Genomic DNA, 21,090 nt, shown 5'->3' with positions numbered 1-21,090 from the left:
AGGGGCATTTTACCGCTACGCCACTTCCGCGACGTACGCCATTGAACGCCGACGGTAATTCTCATAAATTCCCATCGCCAGCAGCGAGAAGAAGATCGGCCCACCGACCATCCACAGCGCGCTGTTCCAGTCGTTTGCCTCAACCACGGGCTGAATAACGGTAAAGATGTTGGCAAACGCCACGACCAGCACCACCACCGTTGTTGCCAGCAGCGTTGCCGCGCGGGTTTTGAAGATCACAAACGGACGCTCAAGGTCCCGCTTCGCCTTAAAGAACGGGAACGCCAGGGTGAGGAACAGGTACGGCAGCGTCATCGACACGTTCGCCATCAGGGTCAGCTTGTTATAGAACGCAGACGCGGTATCACCGCCAAATGACACCAGCAGAATGAACACGCACACCAGCAGACACTGCATCCACATGGCGTTGGCAGGCATTCCTGCGGTATTCAGCTGCGTCATGCGTGCCGGCCACAGCGCTTTTGGCGTGCCCTGAATGATCGCTTTCAGCGGCGAGTAGATCAGCGTAAAGAACGCGCCGGTATAGGCAAGGAACATCGACAGGCCGGTAATGCGCGCAAACCATATCCCCATGGTGGCCGATGCTTCCGGCGTCAGGTGCATGGCGTTACCCAACGTCATCCCCAGGCTTTTCATCAGCACGTAGGTGATGTTCCCGAGGTTAGTGGTGTCGTTACTCAACACCTGCTGCCAGCTGGTACTGACGCCCCAGAGGAAAATCGCCAGCGAGTAGCCGATGGAGATGACGATGGCGGCAAAAATAATCCCTTTGGCGAAATTCTTTTCCGGGTTCTCGGTCTTATCGACCAGCCCGCCTACCGCTTCAATACCGCCGTAGGCAAAAATGGCAAACACCACGAAGGAGAGCATGGCCAGCCCTGACTGGTAGCCCGGATTAGGCGATGATACGAAGTTCACCTCCTGCGCGAAGTGCCCGCCGTTCAGGTACAGAATGGCGATACTCGCCAGCAGCAGCACCAGGTTCAGGCACATCACGGAAATACCGCCAACGGCGGTGATACGGGCAATTTTGTTGATGCCTTTTGCCGCTACCAGCGTGACCACCACCATCCAGCACACCGCCAGAATACCGACCACCTGCGTGGAGCTTAGCCCCGCCAGAGACCATATCTGCGTTTTATCCGCCCCGAAAAGAAACGTTGAGAACGGCACCCAGACTTTGGCCGCCGTGCTGACCATCCAGACGACGTAGGAGGAGAACCACATAAACGTGCCGATAAATGCGTAACGCGGACCGATGCTGTTGTTCATCCATGAATAGATACCGCCCTCTTCTTTCCGGTAAGCCGAGCCCATCTCCGCCATCATCAGCGCAAACGGGATAAAGAAGAACAGAGCAGAAACGATATAAAACGGCGTCGCGCTGTAGCCCATCAGATAGAAAGCCGACGGGCTATTGGCAAAGCCAAAGACTGACGTAAAAATCATCAGGATGAGCCCGGTGAGGGTCATCTTTTTGAGTGAGTGGGACATATAACCATCCGAAGAGGAATTAAACTGCGCGGATGGTAGCAGATGACCAGACTAATATTGTGGCTATACGAGGCAATTTAAGAAAAAGACCTGTGTACAGAGAAAATGGCAGTTTTTAATGTTGCCGTGCGGAAATGGAAAGGAATATTGCCACAGGTAATGTATGCCGGGTAAGCGCTGCGCCACCCGGCATTTTTTCAGGCGCGATCGACCGTAAAGGCAATCACATCGCCGAGATGCTCGGCGTCCAGCGCCAGCATGACCAGACGGTCAACCCCCAGCGCCACGCCGGAGCAATCCGGCAGGCCCGCTTTTAAGGCTTCCAGCAGGTTAGTATCAATCGGCTGCTGCGGCAGACCGCGCGCGGCGCGCTTGCGGTTATCCTGCTCGAAACGCTGCTGCTGTTCGCGCGCGTCGGTCAGCTCGTGGAAGCCGTTCGCCAGCTCGATGCCTTTGTAATAGACCTCAAAACGCTCTGCCACGCGGTGATCTTCGGTGCTGATCTGCGCCAGAGACGCCTGGCTTGCGGGGAAGTGATAGACAAACGTCGGACGTTCTTTACCAATCTGCGGTTCCACGCCGAAGGTGAACAGCAGCTGCAGCAGCGTGTCGCGATCCTCCTCGGTATCCGCCACGTTGCTCAGATCCAGTTTTGCCGCCACTTCACGCAGCTGAGCTTTGTCCGCCGACAGCGGATCGATTTCCAGATGGCGCTGGAAGGCCTGTTGATAGGAGAGCGTTTCGGCTTCTGAACAGTCCAGCACCTGCTGCAGCAGATCGTCCACCTCGTTCATCAGGCGGTACATATCATAATGCGGGCGGTACCACTCCAGCATGGTGAATTCCGGGTTATGGTGACGCCCCATCTCTTCATTACGGAAGCTGCGGCACAGCTGATACACCGGACCACACCCCGCCGCCAGCAGGCGCTTCATGTGATATTCCGGGCTGGTCATCAGATACAGATTCATGCCCTGAGAGTGGCCAGGGCCAACAAAACGGGTTTCAAACGGGACCAGATGAATATCCGTTACCGTTGCCTGACTCATGCACGGGGTTTCCACCTCCAGGACGCCGCGGTCGGCAAAGAAACGGCGGATCTCCGTCATAATTGCGGCGCGTTTTAACAGATTTGGGATGGATGCGCTCGGCTGCCAGGTGGCCGTTTCGCTCATGAGTTTTTCTCCGATTTCAGACAAGGGCACGAAGTCTACTCGTTAGCAGGGACAGAGACAAATTTTGCGCAGTAAAAAAGCGCATTTCATTTAAGTGGATTATTTCGTGACGCAATTCATCAATCACAATGATAAATCACCGCACAGAACAGCAAAAAAATCGAACACGTCAAATTTCCCTGACGTCTACACGGTTATACTCTTTTACCCATAAAGGAGCAGTGGAAACGCTTTCGCAATCGTCCGCGTGGACGGGTGAACTACCTTTAGTTTGTCGCGTTGCGAAATAACAAAAATCTGGAGGAATGTCGTGCAAACTTTTCAAGCCGATCTTGCCGTAATAGGCGCTGGCGGGGCTGGATTACGTGCTGCGATTGCTGCAGCACAAGCTAATCCTGACGCTAAAATCGCATTGATTTCAAAAGTCTATCCAATGCGCAGCCACACGGTGGCAGCAGAAGGAGGGTCCGCCGCCGTTGCGCAGGATCATGACAGCTTCGAATACCATTTCCACGACACGGTTGCAGGGGGCGACTGGCTTTGCGAACAGGATGTCGTTGACTACTTCGTGCACCATTGTCCAACTGAAATGACCCAGCTTGAACAGTGGGGATGTCCGTGGAGCCGCCGTCCGGACGGCAGCGTCAACGTTCGTCGCTTCGGGGGGATGAAAATCGAACGTACCTGGTTCGCCGCCGATAAGACCGGCTTCCACATGCTGCACACCCTGTTCCAGACCTCTCTTCAGTTCCCACAAATCCAGCGCTTTGATGAACATTTCGTCCTCGACATTCTGGTCGATGACGGTCATGCACGTGGCCTGGTGGCGATGAACATGATGGAAGGCACCCTCGTCCAGATCCGTGCCAATGCGGTGGTGATGGCAACGGGCGGTGCGGGACGCGTCTATCGCTACAACACCAACGGCGGCATCGTCACCGGTGACGGCATGGGCATGGCGCTGAGCCACGGCGTGCCGCTGCGCGATATGGAGTTTGTACAGTATCACCCAACCGGTCTGCCGGGCTCGGGCATTCTGATGACGGAAGGCTGCCGCGGCGAAGGCGGTATCCTGGTCAACAAAAACGGCTACCGCTATCTGCAGGATTACGGCATGGGCCCGGAAACCCCTCTCGGCGAGCCGAAGAACAAATACATGGAACTCGGCCCGCGCGACAAAGTCTCTCAGGCCTTCTGGCACGAGTGGCGCAAGGGCAACACCATCTCCACGCCGCGCGGCGACGTGGTCTATCTCGATCTGCGTCACCTGGGCGAGAAGAAACTGCTGGAGCGTCTGCCGTTCATCTGCGAACTGGCGAAAGCTTACGTCGGCGTCGATCCGGTGAAAGAGCCGATTCCGGTACGCCCAACCGCGCACTACACCATGGGCGGGATTGAAACCGACCAACAGTGTGAAACCCGCATTAAAGGGCTGTTCGCCGTAGGCGAGTGTTCCTCCGTCGGCCTGCACGGCGCCAACCGCCTGGGCTCTAACTCGCTGGCAGAGCTGGTCGTCTTTGGCCGCATGGCGGGCGAGCGTGCGATGGAGCGTGCGGCGACCGCAGGCGAAGCAAACGGCGCAGCGCTGGATGCGCAGGTCACAGACGTTGAAAAACGCCTGAAGGATCTGGTGAACCAGGAAGGTAACGAGAACTGGTCGAAGATCCGCGACGAGATGGGCCTGTCGATGGAAGAAGGCTGCGGTATCTACCGTACGCCGGAACTGATGCAGAAAACCGTCGACAAGCTGGCGGAACTGCAGGAGCGCTTCAAGCGCGTGCGCATCACCGACACCTCCAGCGTCTTCAATACCGACCTGCTCTATACCATTGAGCTGGGCCACGGCCTGAACGTCGCAGAATGTATGGCGCACTCTGCGCTGGCGCGTAAAGAGTCTCGCGGCGCACACCAGCGTCTGGACGAAGGCTGTACCGAACGTGACGACGTCAATTTCCTGAAACACACTCTCGCCTGGCGCGATGCGGATGGCACCACGCGTCTGGATTACAGCGACGTGAAAATCACCACGCTGCCACCGGCTAAACGCGTGTACGGCGCAGAAGCAGAAGCCGCCGAGAAGAAGGAGAAGGCGAATGGCTGAGATGCAAAAACTGAAAGTTGAAGTGGTGCGCTACAACCCGGAAGTGGATACCGCCCCCCACAGCGCTTTCTATGAAGTGCCCTATGACGAGCAAACCTCCCTGCTGGATGCGCTCGGCTATATCAAAGACAACCTGGCGCCGGACCTGAGCTACCGCTGGTCCTGCCGCATGGCGATCTGTGGCTCCTGCGGCATGATGGTCAACAAGGTACCGAAGCTGGCGTGTAAAACCTTCCTGCGCGATTACACTAAGGGCATCAAGGTTGAAGCGCTGGGCAACTTCCCGATCGAGCGCGATCTGGTGGTCGATATGACCCACTTTATCGAAAGTCTGGAAGCGATTAAGCCGTACATCATCGGCAACCCACGCACGCCGGACCAGGGTCCGAACACCCAGACGCCGGCGCAGATGGCGAAATACCATCAGTTCTCTGGCTGCATCAACTGCGGCCTGTGCTACGCCGCCTGTCCACAGTTTGGCCTGAACCCGGAGTTCATCGGCCCGGCCGCCATTACCCTGGCGCACCGCTATAACGAAGACAGCCGCGACCACGGTAAAAAAGAACGTATGGCGCAGCTTAACGGTCAGAACGGCGTCTGGACCTGTACCTTTGTGGGCTACTGCTCCGAAGTCTGTCCAAAGCACGTCGACCCGGCCGCCGCCATTCAACAGGGTAAAGTGGAAAGCTCGAAAGACTTTCTTATCGCTACCCTGAAACCACGCTAAGGAGTGCATAATGACGACTAAACGCAAAGCCTACGTGCGGCCAGTGCCGTCCACCTGGTGGAAAAACCTGCCGTTTTATCGCTTCTATATGCTGCGTGAAGGCACGGCGGTACCGGCGGTCTGGTTCAGCCTTGAGCTGATGTACGGCGTTTTCGCCCTCAAACACGGGCCGGAAACCTGGGCCAGCTTTGTGGGGTTCCTGCAAAACCCAATCATCGTAGTTCTGAACCTGATCGCGCTCGCGGCGGCGCTGCTTCATACCAAAACCTGGTTTGAACTGGCGCCAAAAGCGGCGAATATCATCATAAAAGACGAAAAAATGGGGCCGGAGCCAGTCATTAAAGGGCTGTGGGCAGTGACGATCCTGGTCACTGTGGTCGTTCTGTTTGTCGCACTGTTCTGGTAAGGAGACTACTGTGATCAATCCAAATCCAAAACGTTCAGACGAGCCGGTCTTCTGGGGCCTGTTTGGCGCAGGCGGCATGTGGAGTGCCATCATCGCCCCGGTTATCATCCTGCTGGTCGGCATTATGCTGCCGCTGGGGCTGTTCCCGGGCGATGCGCTGAGCTACGAGCGCGTGCTGGCGTTTGCGAGCAGCTTTATCGGCCGCGTGTTCATCTTTCTGATGATCGTCCTGCCATTGTGGTGCGGTCTGCACCGTATTCACCATGCGATGCATGACCTGAAAATCCATGTGCCGAGCGGTAAATGGGTATTCTACGGGCTGGCAACCATCCTGACCGTGGTGACGCTGATTGCGGTTGTCACTATCTGACGCTTCTGGCCCGCCATCAGGCGGGCCTTTTATTTCTTCATCTTTCCCACCAGCCACTGGGCAAATTCACGCATTGCGGACGTTTCAGCCCGCGACTGCAGTCTCGTTAACCAGTAACTGCCCAGATCAATTTGCGTTGTAAACGGCTGCACAATACGCTCGCTGTTCAGCAAATGGGTAAACATATCGACAGGCGCAATGGCAATGCCCATACCTGCCTGCGCGGCTTCCAGCATGGTGACAGACGAATCAAATACCATCACCCGGTGCGTTGGCGAGGGAGGATGCTCGCCTGCCGCCTGCATCCATGCCGACCATTCGTCGCGTCGGTAAGAGCGCAGCAGGGTAAACTTCAGGATGTCGGTCGGAGAGTGGAGCACGGCGGCGATTTCGGGCGAGCAAAGCGGCGCCAGCGGTGCGGGGCACAGGAAGTGCGCCTCGGTGCCGTGCCACGCTCCACCGCCGTAGCGGATCGTATAATCAAGCCCTTCAGCCGCCGGATCGACGCGGTTGTTATGGGTGGAAAGATGGAGATCGATATGCGGATAACAGCGGCGAAAGTCTGCGAGCTGAGAGAATAAAACACCCGTAGCAAAAGTCCCAACCACGCCGATTTTTAGCTTCTCCTGGGCGCGCTGGCTGGCAAAGCGATCCAGCATTCCGGCGATACGATCGAATGAATCATTCAGCACCGGCAGCAGATTTTCCCCCTCCGTGGTCAGCATCAGGCCGCGCGAAACGCGGACAAACAGCTGACAATTCAGATGCTGTTCCAGCGCCTTAACGTGCTGACTGATGGCTGAATGGGTGACATTCAGCTCTATCGCGGCATGCGTAAAACTGAGATGCCGGGCGGCCGCTTCGAAGGCGCGAAGCGAATTAAGCGGGAGATAGCTGCGGGTCATCGTTCCATCCGTTAGAAAAATTAACAGCTCATGCTAAATTTAACCGTTTGTCAGCCATAGTCAAATCCAACAGACTACAGCGGTCTGTCGGGCCCGGACACTCCCTTGACCTGCTATTACGGAAGATAAATGATGATGACAAAATCCCTTTGCTGCGCCCTGCTGCTCAGCACCTCCTGCTTGGTATTAGCTGCCCCGATGTCAGAAAAACAGCTGGCTGACGTGGTGGAACGTACCGTTACGCCGCTGATGAAAGCGCAGGCCATTCCTGGCATGGCGGTGGCCGTGATTTATCAGGGCCAGCCACGCTACTTTACCTTCGGAAAAGCCGACATCGCGGCGAACAAGCCCGTCACCCCGCAAACCCTGTTCGAGCTGGGCTCTATAAGTAAAACCTTCACCGGCGTGCTGGGAGGCGATGCCATTGCCCGCGGCGAAATATCGCTGGGCGATCCGGTAACCAAATATTGGCCTGAACTGACAGGCAAGCAGTGGCAGGGAATTCGCATGCTGGATCTAGCAACCTATACAGCAGGAGGCCTGCCGTTACAGGTACCGGATGAGGTCACGGATAACGCCTCCCTGCTGCGCTTCTATCAAAACTGGCAGCCGCAGTGGAAACCGGGCACCACGCGTCTTTATGCCAATGCCAGCATCGGTTTGTTTGGCGCGCTGGCGATCAAACCTTCCGGCATGAGCTATGAGCAGGCCATGACGACGCGGGTCTTTAAGCCGCTCAAGCTCGACCATACCTGGATTAATGTTCCGAAAGCGGAGGAGGCGCATTACGCCTGGGGATATCGTGACGGTAAAGCGGTCCACGTTTCACCGGGCATGCTGGACGCAGAGGCGTATGGCGTGAAAACCAACGTGCAGGATATGGCAAGCTGGGTGATGGCCAACATGGCCCCTGACGCGCTGCAGGATACGTCCCTGAAGCAAGGCATTACGCTGGCGCAGTCCCGCTACTGGCGCGTGGGTGCTATGTATCAGGGGCTGGGCTGGGAGATGCTCAACTGGCCGGTCGATGTAAAAACCGTTGTCGGAGGCAGCGATAACAAGGTTGCTCTGGCACCGTTGCCCGCGAGAGAAGTGAATCCTCCGGCGCCTCCGGTAAAAGCCTCATGGGTGCATAAAACCGGCTCAACCGGCGGGTTTGGCAGCTACGTGGCATTTATTCCTGAAAAGCAGCTCGGCATTGTGATGCTGGCAAATAAAAGCTATCCGAACCCGGCGCGAGTTGAGGCGGCATACCGTATTCTTGACGCGATGCAGTAAAACATTGCCGGGTAGCGCTAACGCTTACCCGGCGAAACACCCGCACTTTGCTCCGCTTTTTTCCTGCTGTCATCTACACTTAACAAAAAACAGTAAGGAAACTCCTATGCGCATTCTGCCTGTTATCGCCGCGGTGACGGCCGCGTTTTTAGTTGTTGCCTGCAGTTCCCCTACCCCACCGCCTGGCGTCACCGTCGTCACGCCTTTTGATGCACAACGCTTCCTTGGAACATGGTACGAAATCGCACGCCTCGATCACCGGTTTGAGCAAGGTCTGGAGAAGGTCACGGCACATTACAGCCTGATGGATGATGGCAGTATTCAGGTGATCAACCGGGGTTATAATCCCGATCGAGAGATGTGGCAGCAGTCGGTTGGGAAAGCCTACTTCACTGGAGACCCGCGACGGGCCGCGCTCAAAGTCTCTTTCTTCGGCCCGTTTTATGGCGGCTATAACGTAATAGCGCTCGACAGAGAGTACCGTCACGCGCTGGTCTGCGGGCCGGATCGCGACTATCTGTGGATACTTTCCCGCACGCCAACTATTTCGTCAGAAATGAAACAGCAGATGCTGGACGTCGCGACCCGGCAGGGGTTTGATGTATCGAAACTCATCTGGGTAAAACAGCCCCATTAATGGGTGCTGAGCTTCAGTCCAATGATACCGGCCACAATCAGAGCGAGGCTGGCAATGCGCGCCAGGCTCGCTGACTCACCCAGCAGCAAAATGCCGGTAATCGCCGCGCCTACGGCACCGATCCCCGTCCAGACGGCATAGGCCGTTCCCACCGGCAGGGAACGCATCGCCCACGAGAGCAGAACAATACTCACGATCATCGCAGTAACGGTAATGACGCTGGGCGTCAGGCGGGTAAATCCGTGCGTGTACTTGAGACCAATCGCCCACACCACTTCGAGCAGGCCAGCAATCAAAAGAATAATCCAGGACATATCAGGCTCCTTAACTTAAAAAAGTTGGGGCCGTCCCCGATGAAGGAAGCGCTTACGGGTCGTCCCGCAAGGCAGATAACACCCCATATTTTGGTTAGTGTGCGATTTTTTTTCAATCAATTTCTGCTGATCGCGTTAAGCCCAGAAATAGCCGCAGTAAGGCGCGGAGTTCAGGCATTTATTACTCATCGGACTTCTCTATGATGATGTGCTTTCTGATGGCAGGAAGCCAAACCACTAGCCGATTGCGAATAAAATATGTTCAAAATTCTTTTGATTGACCGTTGTCACTTCACCCGTACCGGGTTCGAAGCATGGCTCAATCATTCCGGTTTGTTCCCGGGGCACTACGTTGTGACCGGGCTGAACAATCTCTTCCTTGCCAGAGAACACATTCTGCAATGGAAACCCGCGCTGGTTATCGCTGACCTGCATGGTTTCCGCCAGGATATTCACCATTTTCAGCAATTCTCGTCCTTGCTGAACGCCAGCGAAAAATTACCCTTTATTATGCTGCAATCAGGAGAGGACAGGGACATGACGGCCTGGCTGGAGAACTTCCCAGTCTGGTCTTCACTGATGAAAAATGCCCGTCTTGAGGAACTCGCGGCGGTTATTAACGACGCGTTAATCTCGGGCGCAAGCACGCACAGACCTACTGTGGCCGCTCCCTTGCTAACCCGACAGGAAGAGAAAGTGCTGACATTGTGGATGGACGGCGCGAGCAATCAAAAAATTGCTGCTCACCTGAGTATCAATGGCAAAACGGTTTATACCTATAAACGAAATATCCGCATGAAACTGCATATGGATACGCGCTTTTCACCCTTTTTATCCTTGCAGGAGTCAGAAAGCTGACGGTACGAAACCCATTCGGTCCCGTACCGTGTGTTCATTACTGCTGAGCTTTCGTTGCCGCACCAGAGATCGCGCTACCGCCTTCAGAAATATCCTGACCGACGCCGCGCGTGGTATTACAGGCCGTTAACACTGAAGAAAGCACTAGGACTGAAAAGATCGCTGCAATTGTCTTCTTAACCATAATATCTTCCTTTTATAGCCAAAGTTGTTTTGTGTATAGCAACTTAAGAATAGACAAGATCCCGTCGGTTGACGGAAAAGGAAGCATTTTTAGGAAAATTAGACGAGCCTAGCTGGCTGCGTGGGAAATGATATGTCCAAGGTCCTGGATATCTTCCCCCATGCCACGCGCGGTGTTACAGCCGGAAAGCAGTACGCTGGAGAGCGCTAACAGAAGCAGAATTTTAACGATACGTTTCATCATCCCTGCCTGCAAAAATCAGGCGCAGCGGGCGCTGCGCCTCGAATCATGACGTAAATTACTTCACGCGGGATACGTATTCGCCGGAGCGAGTATCCACTTTGATCACTTCACCGATCTGAACGAACAGTGGCACTTTCACCACAGCGCCAGTGGAGAGCGTTGCTGGCTTGCCGCCAGTACCCGCGGTATCACCTTTCAGACCTGGATCGGTTTCAACGATTTCCAGCTCAACAAAGTTTGGTGGGGTAACAGCGATAGGCTGGCCGTTCCACAGGGTCACGATGCACTCAGCCTGATCCAGCAACCACTTCGCGTTATCGCCAATTGCTTTCGCGTCAGCAGACAGCTGCTCGAACGTTTCGTTGTTCATGAAGTGCCAGAACTCACCGTCGTTGTACAGGTAAGTCAGGTTCATATCGACAACATCAGCGCCTTCAGCGGAGTCAGTAGATTTGAAGGTTTTCTCAACACGGGTACCGGTCAGCAGGCGGCGCAGCTTAACGCGTGCGAATGCCTGGCCTTTACCTGGTTTAACGAATTCGCTGGCTTCAACCGCGTACGGTTCGCCGTCCATCATGATTTTAAGACCAGCACGAAAATCGTTGCTATAGTACGTTGCCATAAGGCCCTCTAAATTTGTTAACTGGTAGCTAAGCCACAAAATGGCGCATATTGTAACCCTAAACACCCCGTCCAGAGAAGATTGGTTATCGCAACTTGCCGATGTAATCACCAGTCCTGATGAATTGCTGCGTCTTTTAGACCTCGATCAGCATCCGGAGTTGCTTGCAGGCCGCGAGGCAAAGCGACTTTTCGCCCTGCGCGTTCCCCGCGCGTTTGTTGCGCGCATGGAAAAAGGCAATCCAGACGATCCTTTATTAAAACAAACGCTTACGTCACAGGATGAGTTTATTACAGCGCCGGGATACAGCACCGATCCGCTGGAAGAGCAGAACAGCGTGGTGCCGGGTTTACTGCACAAATATCTCAATCGCGCCCTGCTGCTGGTAAAAGGCGGCTGCGCGGTTAATTGTCGTTATTGCTTCCGTCGGCACTTCCCGTACGCCGAAAACCAGGGAAATAAGCGTAACTGGCAGGTTGCGCTGGACTATATCGCCGCCCATCCAGAGCTGGATGAGATTATTTTTTCCGGCGGTGACCCGCTGATGGCAAAAGATCATGAGCTGGACTGGCTTTTGACGCAGCTTGAAGCCATCCCGCACATCAAACGTCTGCGCATTCACAGCCGTTTACCGATTGTCATTCCGGCACGTATCACCGACGGCCTGGTTGCGCGCCTGGAGCAGTCCCGTCTGCAGGTGCTGTTGGTAAACCATATCAACCACGCGAACGAAATCGACGATGAATTTCGCGCGGCGATGGCGCGTCTGCGTAAGGCGGGCGTCACGCTGCTCAACCAAAGCGTCCTGCTGCGCGGCGTGAATGATAGTGCCCGCGTGCTGGCCGATCTCAGCAACGCCTTGTTTGACGCAGGCGTGATGCCCTATTACCTGCACGTACTGGATCGCGTGCAGGGTGCGGCACACTTCATGGTGACGGATGAGGAAGCCCGACAGATTATGCGCGAGCTGTTAACGCTGGTTTCAGGGTATATGGTGCCGAAACTGGCACGCGAGATTGGCGGAGAGCCGAGTAAGACGCCGCTGGATTTGCAGCTGCGGCAGCGCTAAAAGGCAGGTGGCGCTACGCTTACCTGCCCTACGAGGTGGGGCGCAGCGCCATCAGCAAGTAAACTCAGTTCGGGCACTTATAAACCTGGCCGCTCATCTGGCTGGCCGTCGGCACGAAGCTGGAAAGCATTCCTTGCGTCGGGCTGCTCACGCCGTAAATCACATTCCCCCCCATAGCTGCAGCCTGGTTACGCAGGGCATTCGCCGCGCCGCGCATAGAGCCGCCTTCTTCACCGTGCTGACCCGACATCCAGTTACTTTGTTCACCGGTGGCCGTGCCTAACAGCTGGCATTCGCTGCCTGGCTTATCTTCCACAAAGCGAACGCCCTGGCCCGCTGCCGACAGTTCATTGCTGGAGCTACAACCCGCCAGCAGCAATGCTGCTCCTACGATCCCTGCACAGACTTTTACGCGCATGTTATTCCTCGTTTTCAATAAGCTGGACAGTAATTGTCCGTGTGTAAATCTTATACCTAAAAGATGACTAAAAGAAAAATCCCCGCGCATTTCTGCGAGCCAGATTCCGTACGCTACTCCTCCGATATCATAAATGAATTCTGATAATGCCCTTTGGGATATCGTGTTTTAGCCCCCGATCGTTTTTAGTGTTGCGACGTACAACTTTTGTACGCGATTAAAACAGGGGGTTTCATGAGTGCATCATCCTCAGGAGAGGAAAAGGTAACATGGGTGGGCTATCTGGCGTTTGTGCTCACCATCGTATTTTTCTCAGGCTTTTTCGCCAAAAGTACCGAATGGTGGCGCGTGCTGGATTTTACCGTCTTAAACGGCAGCTTTGGTCCGGTGAACGGCGCACTAACATTTCGCGGCGAGGGCGGTACGGGGGCGAAAGACGGTTTCTTATTTGCCCTTGAACTGGCACCTTCGGTCATTTTGTCGCTCGGGATCATTGCCGTCACCGAGGGGCTGGGCGGGCTGCGTGCCGCACAACAGCTGATGACGCCCATTTTGCGCCCACTGCTTGGCGTACCGGGCATCTGCTCTCTGGCCCTCATCGCCAACCTGCAAAATACCGATGCCGCGGCAGGGATGACCAAAGAGTTGACCGACGAAGGGGCAATTACCGATCGCGAGCGCGCCATTTTCGCCACCTTCCAGACCAGCGGTAGCGCCATCATTACCAACTATTTTTCTTCCGGTGCCGCACTTTTTACCTTCATTACCGTCCCGGTGATTACGCCGCTTGCCGTCATACTGGTGTTTAAATTTGTTGGCGCGAACTTCCTGCGCCTGTGGATCGCCCACATGGAAGATCGTTGTATTCAGGAGGAAAAAAATGATCGCCCAGCCGCGTAAAAATATCATGGACATGTTTATTGATGGCGCCCGCCGAGGCTTTACCATCGCCACCACCAGCCTGCTGCCTAACGTGGTTATGGCGTTTGTCATCATTCAGGCGCTCAAGGTGACCGGCCTGCTGGATATTGTTGGCAATATTTGCGAGCCGATCATGGCGCTGTGGGGGCTTCCGGGCGCGGCGGCAACGGTCCTTCTGGCCTCAGTGATGAGTATGGGAGGCGGCGTGGGGGTCTGCGCCAGCCTGGTGGCTGCCGGCACGCTCAACGGCCACGATGCCACCGTCCTGCTTCCCGCCATCTATCTGATGGGCAATCCGGTACAAAACACGGGCCGCTGCCTGGGTACCGCAGGGGTGAACCCCAAATATTACCCGCACATCATTACTGTCTGCGTCATTAACGCCCTGCTCTCAATGTGGGTAATGCAGCTACTCTTCTGAGGAGATAAAAATGGATTTTTCAGTGCTGGAACCCCATCTTTTCCGCAATGTGCACCTTTACGCGCCGGAGGATCGGGGACGTTGCGATCTGCTGGTCGCCGGGGGAAAAATCGTCGCGATTGAAAAAACGGATCGCGCAACAACGCAGCTTAACTGTCCTGAAAGCGATCTCGCCGGGGCGGTGGTTTGCCCGGGCTTTATCGATCAGCACGTGCACCTGATCGGCGGCGGCGGTGAAGCTGGCCCGCACACCCGGACGCCGGAGGTGCGGTTATCCGCGCTTGTGGCGGCGGGCATCACCTCCGTTGTTGGACTGCTGGGTACCGACGGCGTAACCCGCCATCCCGAATCCCTGCTGGCAAAAACGCGGGCGCTTGAGCACGAAGGGATCAGCGCGTGGATGCTGACAGGCGCGTACGGGCTGCCTTCTCCGACGATTACCGGCAGTGTCGAAAAGGATGTGGCACTGATTGATAAAATCATCGGCGTGAAATGCGCGATTTCCGACCATCGCTCCTCCGCACCGACGGATGACCAGCTCGCGAATATGGCCGCCCAGTCGCGCGTCGGCGGGCTGCTGGGTGCCAAAGCGGGCATATCCGTGTTTCACCTCGGCAACAGCCCGAAGCTGCTGGAGCCGCTGTATAACATCCTCGATAACGCCGACATTCCCCGCACGAAGCTGCTGCCAACCCACGTTAACCGCGACCAGACGCTGTTCCTCGCCGCGCTGAACTATGCCCGCGAAGGGGGTTATATCGACATTACCACCAGCATCCGAGAACCCATTGATGCCGCCACCGCCATCGTGACGGCCCGTGAAGCGCAGGTGCCGTTTAACCGGCTTACGCTCAGCTCGGACGGTAACGGCAGCCAGCCGATTTTTGATGCAAACGGCAATCTGGTGGGCATTGGCGTAGCGGGCTTCGAGTCCCTGCCCGAAACCCTACAGCAGCTGGTCAGCCGGTATCACCTGCCGCTGGAGGAGGCGCTTCTGCCGTTTACGCGTAACGTGGCGGAGTTTCTCGGGCTGGAGCATAAGGGGCGGATCGCGCCCGGATGCGATGCCGATTTCCTGGTGCTGACGGATGACCTGAAGATCCGCGAGGTCTGGGCGAAAGGCCGCCAGATGGTGCGCGAAGGCGTAGCGTGCGTGAAAGGAACATTTGAGTAGCGGCAATAAAAAACCCCGGGCATTTCTGCCCGGGGTTCGTTCTGAGAGGTTCAGAACAACATGATTACATCATGCCGCCCATTCCACCCATGCCGCCCATACCAGCAGCACCTAAGTCAGGCGCGTCGCCTTTTGGCAGGTCGGTCACCATGCACTCGGTAGTGATCATCAGGCCAGCTACAGATGCCGCGTACTGCAGAGCAGAACGGGTCACTTTAGTTGGGTCCAGGATACCGAAGTCGATCATGTTGCCGTATTCTTCAGTTGCAGCGTTGTAACCGTAGTTACCTTCGCCCGCTTTCACGTTGTTTGCAACCACAGACGGCTCTTCACCGGCGTTGGACACGATCTGACGCAGAGGGGCTTCCATTGCGCGCAGCGCAACTTTGATACCCACGTTCTGATCTTCGTTCTGTGCGGTCAGGCCAGCCAGTTTAGCAGCTACACGCACCAGCGCGACACCACCACCAGCAACTACGCCTTCTTCTACCGCAGCACGGGTCGCGTGCAGGGCATCGTCAACGCGTGCTTTCTTCTCTTTCATTTCAACTTCGGTCGCCGCACCGACTTTGATTACCGCAACGCCACCAGCCAGTTTCGCTACGCGCTCCTGCAGTTTTTCACGGTCGTAATCGGAAGTGGCTTCTTCGATCTGCTTACGGATCTGACCAACACGGCCCTGAATAGCGGCTTCTTCACCCACACCATCGATGATGGTGGTGGTGTCTTTGTTGATCACAACGCGTTTTGCCTGGCCCAGGTCTTCCAGGGTCGCTTTTTCCAGCTCCATACCGATCTCTTCAGAGATCACGGTACCGCCGGTCAGGGTAGCGATATCCTGCAGCATTGCTTTACGGCGATCGCCGAAGCCAGGTGCTTTAACCGCAGCCACCTTCACGATGCCGCGCATGGTGTTAACCACCAGAGTCGCCAGCGCTTCGCCTTCAACGTCTTCAGCGATGATAACCAGCGGCTTGCCTGCTTTCGCAACGGCTTCCAGCACTGGCAGCATTTCGCGGATGTTGGAGATTTTCTTGTCAGCCAGCAGGATGAACGGGCTTTCCAGCTCAACAGCGCCAGTTTCCGGCTTGTTGATGAAGTATGGGGACAGGTAACCGCGGTCGAACTGCATACCTTCAACCACGTCCAGTTCGTCTTCCAGACCGGTACCGTCTTCAACGGTGATCACGCCTTCTTTACCGACTTTATCCATCGCTTCAGCGATCAGTTTACCTACGGTTTCGTCGGAGTTAGCGGAGATGGTACCAACCTGTGCAATGGCTTTAGAGTCAGAGCAAGGTACGGACAGCGCTTTCAGTTCTTCAACAGCGGATGCGACAGCTTTGTCGATACCACGTTTCAGATCCATTGGGTTCATGCCCGCAGCAACGGCTTTCAGACCTTCGGTGATGATTGCCTGCGCCAGAACGGTCGCGGTGGTGGTACCGTCACCCGCAGCGTCGTTCGCTTTGGAGGCAACTTCTTTCACCATCTGCGCGCCCATGTTTTCGAACTTGTCTTCCAGCTCGATTTCACGTGCTACAGAAACACCATCTTTAGTGATGGTTGGCGCGCCGAAGGATTTATCCAGCACTACGTTACGGCCTTTCGGGCCCAGGGTCACTTTAACTGCATCTGCCAGTACGTTTACGCCGCGGAGCATTTTTACACGAGCGTCGTTACCGAATTTTACGTCTTTAGCTGCCATGTTCTTATTTCCTCAAATTCTCGTGCGTAAATTACGCTTCAACAATTGCCAGAATGTCGCTCTCGGACATGATCAACACTTCTTCATTGTCGATCTTCTCGGATTTCACGCCGTAGCCATCGTTGAAAATTACGATGTCACCAACTTTAACGTCCAGCGGCTGCACAGTTCCGTTTTCCAGGATGCGGCCCTTACCGACAGCGATGATTTCGCCACGCGTTGATTTGGCTGCTGCAGAACCGGTCAGAACGATGCCGCCAGCAGACTTGGTTTCAACTTCTTTACGTTTGACGATCACACGATCATGTAACGGACGAATACTCATTGATAGCTCTCCTTTGAGAAAGTCATTATCAGTTATGGATGACGCCGGCCCGCATGCGGTTTTCCGACTAGTGCCCTGAGAGATGGGGATAGCTTTTTACCCCTTCAAGGGGGAATCGAAAAAAAATTTGCGAAAGTGTTACCATCCACTCTCTTTTGATGGCGGCAGGACAGGGTAAATGAGTGGACTCAGGCAGGAGCTGGGGCTGGCGCAGGGCGTTGGCCTGCTTTCAACCTCCTTGTTAGGGACGGGCGTGTTTGCCGTACCGGCACTGGCGGCGCTGGTCGCCGGAAATAATAGCCTTTGGGCATGGCCGGTGCTGATCCTGCTGGTGTTCCCGGTGGCGATTGTGTTTGCCATCCTTGGACGACATTTCCCCAGCGCAGGCGGCGTGGCGCATTTTGTCGGCATGGCGTTTGGTCCGCGTATGGAGCGCGTGACCGGCTGGCTGTTTTTGTCGGTCATACCCGTTGGCCTTCCGGCAGCCCTGCATATCGCCACCGGCTTTGGACAGGCGCTGTTTGGCTGGCACGACGAACAGCTGCTGTTGGCTGAACTGGGTACGCTGGCGATTGTCTGGTGGGTGGGCTCGCGCGGGGCCAGTTCAAGCGCGAATCTGCAAACGCTGGTTGCCGTGTTGATCGTCGCGCTGATCGTCGCCATCTGGTTTGCGGGTGACATTACCGTGGCGGATATCCCTTTCCCTGCGATAAACGATATCGACCATTCTCAGCTTTTCGCTGCGTTATCCGTCATGTTCTGGTGTTTCGTTGGTCTTGAAGCGTTCGCGCACCTGGCCTCCGAGTTTAAACAGCCCGAGCGTGATTTTCCTCGCGCCCTGATGATTGGCCTGCTGCTGGCGGGCACCGTATATTGGGCCTGTACCGTGCTGGTGCTGCACTTCAACGCGTTCGGCGAAGATAAAGCCGCTGCCGCATCGCTACCGGGTATCGTGGTTGAACTGTTCGGTGTGAAGGCGCTATGGGTGGCCTGCGTGATTGGCTATCTCGCCTGCTTCGCCAGCCTCAATATTTATATCCAGAGCTTCGCCCGTCTGGTGTGGTCGCAGGCACTCTACAAACCGGAGAGCCGTCTTGCACGTTTGTCTAAACGTCGACTCCCGGTTAATGCGCTGAATGCCGTGCTGGGCTGCTGTGTGCTGAGCTCGCTGTGCATTTATATTCTCGACATCAACCTTGATGCGCTGATCGTCTACGCCAACGGCATTTTCATCATGATCTACCTGCTGTGCATGCTGGCGGGTTGTCGTCTGCTGAAAGGGCGCTATAAGGCACTGGCGGTTTTCGGGGGGGTGCTTTGCCTGCTGCTGCTGGCGATGGTGGGATGGAAGAGTGTGTACGCCATCGTCATGCTGGCGGGGCTGTGGGCGTTTTTACCGAAGCGGTAAAATCTGCAGGCCCGGTAAGCGACGCGTCACCGGGCCAAAAAAATCAACGATCGTCTTTATGATCTAAACGATCGCGCTGGTCATCCTTACGCTGATACTCCCCTTCGAAAGTATCGCCTGGCCCTGTGCTGAACCCGCCGCCCGGCATGCGGCTAAAGCGCAGATGCGGCAGCAGCTTCATGGTCAGGTGCTTCTGAACCGGCGGCAACAGCAACAGCAGGCCGAGGAAGTCGGTGAAGAACCCCGGCAGGATCAGCAGCAGGCCCGCAATAATCAGCGACACGCTTTTGATCATCTCTTCTGCCGGGCTTTCGCCTGCGGCCATCTTCTGCTGCATTATCAGGAAATTTTTGAAACCCTGGTTACGCACCAGTGACATACCAATCACCGAGGTGAAAATCACCAGAATCAGCGTCAGCAGGACGCCCAGCACGTGGGCAACCTGGATAAAAATTGTAATCTCAATGTAAACATAGAGAAAGAAGGCAATAAACGGTATCCAGCGCACTGGCATCTCCTGTTGGGCAGGTGCCGTCGGGCCCCTGTCTTAATGTGTTCGCGACGCGCGTTTGTATGAGATGGTGACGGTTAGCGAAAATTCAATCGGTTTGCACGGATATTTTTTTTGGAAATATTAAAGCGGTGACCCATTTCACAGATTAATAATTATCATGGAATCGGCTCGATAATAAGTGATCCAGCTTACGGCAATTCGCTATCATCAGCATATGATCTCGAACATCTGGCTGATTGAGGGAATAATCGTCGGCCAGAAAATATTCAAAACCACATAAATACTGTGTGTTTAGTACAATCCATCGGCAGCTTGAAAAGAAGGTTCACATGTTAAACAACATTCGTATCGAAGAAGACTTGTTGGGTACCAGGGAAGTTCCAGCGGATGCCTACTATGGTGTTCACACTCTGAGAGCGATTGAAAACTTCTACATCAGCAACAGCAAAATCAGCGACATCCCTGAGTTTGTCCGTGGCATGGTGATGGTGAAGAAAGCCGCAGCGCTAGCGAACAAAGAGCTGCAAACCATTCCTAAAAGCGCGGCAAATGCGATTATCGCTGCCTGCGATGAAGTGCTGAACAACGGCAAATGTATGGACCAGTTCCCGGTTGACGTCTATCAGGGCGGCGCGGGTACCTCCGTCAACATGAATACGAACGAAGTACTGGCAAACATTGGCCTGGAGCTGATGGGTCACCAGAAAGGTGAATACCAGTACCTGAACCCGAACGACCACGTTAACAAATGCCAGTCCACCAACGACGCCTACCCTACCGGCTTCCGTATCGCGGTGTATGCCTCTGTAGTGAAACTGGTAGATGCTATCAACCAACTGGGTGATGGCTTCCAGCGTAAAGCGGTTGAGTTCCAGGACATCCTGAAAATGGGTCGCACCCAGCTGCAGGACGCGGTGCCAATGACGCTGGGCCAGGAGTTCCACGCGTTTAACGTGCTGCTGAATGAAGAAACTAAAAACCTGCTGCGCACCTCCGAGCTGCTGCTGGAAGTGAACCTGGGCGCAACCGCCATCGGTACGCGTCTGAACACCCCGGATGGCTATCAGCAGCTGGCGGTTCAGAAGCTGGCGGAAGTGTCTAACCTGCCGGTTGTGCCTGCGGAAGACCTGATTGAAGCCACCTCCGACTGCGGTGCCTACGTGATGGTACACAGCGCCCTGAAACGTCTGGCGGTGAAACTGTCCAAAATCTGTAACGACCTGCGCCTGCTATCTTCCGGTCCGCGCGCTGGCCTGAACGAAATCAACCTGCCAGAACTGCAGGCCGGTTCGTCCATCATGCCAGCCAAGGTGAACCCGGTTGTGCCAGAAGTGGTGAACCAGGTGTGCTTCAAAGTCATCGGTAACGATACGACCGTGACCATGGCCTCTGAAGCGGGTCAGCTGCAGCTGAACGTGATGGAGCCGGTAATTGGCCAGGCGATGTTTGAATCTATTCACATCCTGACCAACGCCTGCTACAACCTGCTGGAAAAATGCATTAACGGCATCACGGCGAATAAAGAAGTCTGTGAAGGTTATGTTTATAACTCCATCGGGATCGTCACTTACCTCAACCCGTTCATCGGCCACCACAACGGCGACATCGTTGGTAAGATTTGTGCCGAAACCGGTAAGAGCGTTCGTGAAGTCGTGCTGGAGCGCGGGCTGTTGACCGAAGCTGAGCTTGACGATATCTTCTCGGCCCAGAACCTGATGCACCCGGCATATAAAGCGAAACGATATACCGATGAAAGCGAACAGTAACAGTTCAGGCTAGGCTTCCGAAAGGCACGTC

General features: G+C 55.3%; 24 protein-coding genes. 13 read left to right on the top strand and 11 right to left on the bottom strand.

The features are described 5' to 3' along the window. Positions 1–15: 15 nt before the first annotated feature. Together yjeM and epmA are read right to left on the bottom strand one after the other, a co-directional pair. The gene (gene yjeM, locus AC4ICF_RS01980) at positions 16–1,515 is read right to left on the bottom strand and encodes a glutamate/gamma-aminobutyrate family transporter YjeM (protein WP_316379818.1); all 1,500 of its coding nucleotides are present in this window, start codon (positions 1,513–1,515) and stop codon (positions 16–18) included. A 197-nt stretch (positions 1,516–1,712) separates the two neighbouring features. Continuing rightward, positions 1,713–2,690, bottom strand: coding sequence for an elongation factor P--(R)-beta-lysine ligase (gene epmA / locus AC4ICF_RS01975; protein WP_163331116.1), 978 nt, complete (start codon positions 2,688–2,690; stop codon positions 1,713–1,715). Between the two features lie 310 nt (positions 2,691–3,000). On the opposite strand from epmA, the gene frdA reads away from it, so the two are divergent. Genes frdA through frdD form a run of 4 tightly spaced genes read left to right on the top strand, consistent with a single transcriptional unit; the run spans position 3,001 to position 6,294 of the window. Then, positions 3,001–4,791: a fumarate reductase (quinol) flavoprotein subunit gene (gene frdA / locus AC4ICF_RS01970; protein WP_116344014.1), complete on the top strand. Its 1,791-nt coding sequence runs from the start codon at positions 3,001–3,003 to the stop codon at positions 4,789–4,791. Further along, the gene (locus AC4ICF_RS01965; RefSeq protein WP_041911494.1) at positions 4,784–5,518 is read left to right on the top strand and encodes a succinate dehydrogenase/fumarate reductase iron-sulfur subunit; all 735 of its coding nucleotides are present in this window, start codon (positions 4,784–4,786) and stop codon (positions 5,516–5,518) included. Before frdA ends, AC4ICF_RS01965 begins: the two co-directional genes overlap by 8 nt. 10 nt (positions 5,519–5,528) lie before the next feature. Then, complete coding sequence (gene frdC / locus AC4ICF_RS01960) at positions 5,529–5,924, top strand: fumarate reductase subunit FrdC (protein WP_116344015.1); 396 nt, start codon at positions 5,529–5,531, stop codon at positions 5,922–5,924. Positions 5,925–5,934: 10 nt separating this feature from the next. Then, a complete protein-coding gene (frdD, locus tag AC4ICF_RS01955) occupies positions 5,935–6,294 on the top strand; it encodes a fumarate reductase subunit FrdD (RefSeq protein ID WP_000609653.1) in 360 nt (119 codons plus the stop codon). Between the two features lie 29 nt (positions 6,295–6,323). On the opposite strand, the gene ampR is transcribed toward frdD, so the two are convergent. Then, positions 6,324–7,199 (bottom strand): LysR family transcriptional regulator AmpR, encoded by an 876-nt coding sequence (ampR, locus tag AC4ICF_RS01950; protein WP_116344016.1) that lies wholly within the window; start codon positions 7,197–7,199, stop codon positions 6,324–6,326. Positions 7,200–7,331: 132 nt separating this feature from the next. Between ampR and blaACT the strand changes: the two genes are divergently transcribed. Next, positions 7,332–8,477, top strand: a complete 1,146-nt coding sequence (gene blaACT / locus AC4ICF_RS01945; protein WP_316379828.1) for an ACT family cephalosporin-hydrolyzing class C beta-lactamase — start codon at positions 7,332–7,334, stop codon at positions 8,475–8,477. A gap of 106 nt (positions 8,478–8,583) precedes the next feature. Further along, positions 8,584–9,114 (top strand): lipocalin family protein, encoded by a 531-nt coding sequence (locus AC4ICF_RS01940; protein WP_316379819.1) that lies wholly within the window; start codon positions 8,584–8,586, stop codon positions 9,112–9,114. Here AC4ICF_RS01940 and sugE read toward each other — a convergent pair. Next, positions 9,111–9,428 carry a quaternary ammonium compound efflux SMR transporter SugE gene (gene sugE / locus AC4ICF_RS01935; RefSeq protein ID WP_061099494.1) on the bottom strand — a complete coding sequence of 106 codons (318 nt, stop codon included), beginning with the start codon at positions 9,426–9,428 and terminating at the stop codon, positions 9,111–9,113. The two genes, AC4ICF_RS01940 and sugE, sit on opposite strands and share 4 nt — an antisense overlap. A gap of 258 nt (positions 9,429–9,686) precedes the next feature. Between sugE and AC4ICF_RS01930 the strand changes: the two genes are divergently transcribed. Next, entirely contained in the window at positions 9,687–10,286 is a 600-nt protein-coding gene (locus tag AC4ICF_RS01930) for a helix-turn-helix transcriptional regulator (RefSeq protein WP_116344018.1), read from the top strand. A gap of 37 nt (positions 10,287–10,323) precedes the next feature. On the opposite strand, the gene ecnB is transcribed toward AC4ICF_RS01930, so the two are convergent. The 3 genes from ecnB to efp all read right to left on the bottom strand — a co-directional run bounded on the left by ecnB (position 10,324) and on the right by efp (position 11,335). Further along, positions 10,324–10,470 carry a lipoprotein toxin entericidin B gene (gene ecnB / locus AC4ICF_RS01925; RefSeq protein WP_003025482.1) on the bottom strand — a complete coding sequence of 49 codons (147 nt, stop codon included), beginning with the start codon at positions 10,468–10,470 and terminating at the stop codon, positions 10,324–10,326. 108 nt (positions 10,471–10,578) lie between these two features. Further along, the gene (locus tag AC4ICF_RS01920; RefSeq protein ID WP_049138508.1) at positions 10,579–10,710 is read right to left on the bottom strand and encodes an entericidin A/B family lipoprotein; all 132 of its coding nucleotides are present in this window, start codon (positions 10,708–10,710) and stop codon (positions 10,579–10,581) included. Positions 10,711–10,768: 58 nt separating this feature from the next. Then, complete coding sequence (gene efp, locus AC4ICF_RS01915) at positions 10,769–11,335, bottom strand: elongation factor P (protein ID WP_003855940.1); 567 nt, start codon at positions 11,333–11,335, stop codon at positions 10,769–10,771. A 40-nt stretch (positions 11,336–11,375) separates the two neighbouring features. Here efp and epmB point away from each other — a divergent pair, with 40 nt between their 5' ends. Continuing rightward, the gene (gene epmB, locus AC4ICF_RS01910; RefSeq protein WP_126326199.1) at positions 11,376–12,404 is read left to right on the top strand and encodes an EF-P beta-lysylation protein EpmB; all 1,029 of its coding nucleotides are present in this window, start codon (positions 11,376–11,378) and stop codon (positions 12,402–12,404) included. Positions 12,405–12,468: 64 nt separating this feature from the next. On the opposite strand, the gene AC4ICF_RS01905 is transcribed toward epmB, so the two are convergent. Next, complete coding sequence (locus AC4ICF_RS01905) at positions 12,469–12,822, bottom strand: DUF4156 domain-containing protein (RefSeq protein ID WP_014882205.1); 354 nt, start codon at positions 12,820–12,822, stop codon at positions 12,469–12,471. A 234-nt stretch (positions 12,823–13,056) separates the two neighbouring features. Here AC4ICF_RS01905 and AC4ICF_RS01900 point away from each other — a divergent pair, with 234 nt between their 5' ends. The 3 genes from AC4ICF_RS01900 to iadA are packed head-to-tail and all read left to right on the top strand — an operon-like array spanning position 13,057 to position 15,338. Beyond that, a complete protein-coding gene (locus tag AC4ICF_RS01900) occupies positions 13,057–13,722 on the top strand; it encodes a nucleoside recognition domain-containing protein (RefSeq protein ID WP_116344020.1) in 666 nt (221 codons plus the stop codon). Beyond that, complete coding sequence (locus tag AC4ICF_RS01895) at positions 13,703–14,164, top strand: YjiG family protein (protein ID WP_028015231.1); 462 nt, start codon at positions 13,703–13,705, stop codon at positions 14,162–14,164. Before AC4ICF_RS01900 ends, AC4ICF_RS01895 begins: the two co-directional genes overlap by 20 nt. A 10-nt stretch (positions 14,165–14,174) precedes the next feature. Further along, entirely contained in the window at positions 14,175–15,338 is a 1,164-nt protein-coding gene (gene iadA / locus AC4ICF_RS01890; protein WP_316379820.1) for a beta-aspartyl-peptidase, read from the top strand. Between the two features lie 64 nt (positions 15,339–15,402). Here iadA and groL read toward each other — a convergent pair whose 3' ends face one another. Both groL and AC4ICF_RS01880 read right to left on the bottom strand, forming a co-directional pair. Further along, positions 15,403–17,046, bottom strand: coding sequence for a chaperonin GroEL (gene groL, locus AC4ICF_RS01885; RefSeq protein ID WP_023310114.1), 1,644 nt, complete (start codon positions 17,044–17,046; stop codon positions 15,403–15,405). 31 nt (positions 17,047–17,077) lie between these two features. Beyond that, on the bottom strand, positions 17,078–17,371 hold the full coding sequence (locus AC4ICF_RS01880; protein ID WP_003855929.1) for a co-chaperone GroES: 294 nt from the start codon (positions 17,369–17,371) through the stop codon (positions 17,078–17,080). Between the two features lie 178 nt (positions 17,372–17,549). Between AC4ICF_RS01880 and yjeH the strand changes: the two genes are divergently transcribed. Next, on the top strand, positions 17,550–18,779 hold the full coding sequence (yjeH, locus tag AC4ICF_RS01875; RefSeq protein ID WP_116344022.1) for an L-methionine/branched-chain amino acid transporter: 1,230 nt from the start codon (positions 17,550–17,552) through the stop codon (positions 18,777–18,779). A gap of 43 nt (positions 18,780–18,822) precedes the next feature. Here the strand turns inward: yjeH and AC4ICF_RS01870 are convergent, their stop codons facing one another. Then, positions 18,823–19,287, bottom strand: a complete 465-nt coding sequence (locus AC4ICF_RS01870) for an FxsA family protein (protein WP_316379821.1) — start codon at positions 19,285–19,287, stop codon at positions 18,823–18,825. Positions 19,288–19,622: 335 nt separating this feature from the next. Between AC4ICF_RS01870 and aspA the strand changes: the two genes are divergently transcribed. Next, complete coding sequence (gene aspA / locus AC4ICF_RS01865; RefSeq protein WP_003855923.1) at positions 19,623–21,059, top strand: aspartate ammonia-lyase; 1,437 nt, start codon at positions 19,623–19,625, stop codon at positions 21,057–21,059. The last annotated feature ends 31 nt before the right edge of the window (positions 21,060–21,090 follow it).

Source organism: Enterobacter sp. ECC_219_Taxon_10, assembly GCF_058354905.1.
Note: the sequence above shows the minus strand (reverse complement) of the source record. Positions and strands in the feature narration are given on the sequence as shown.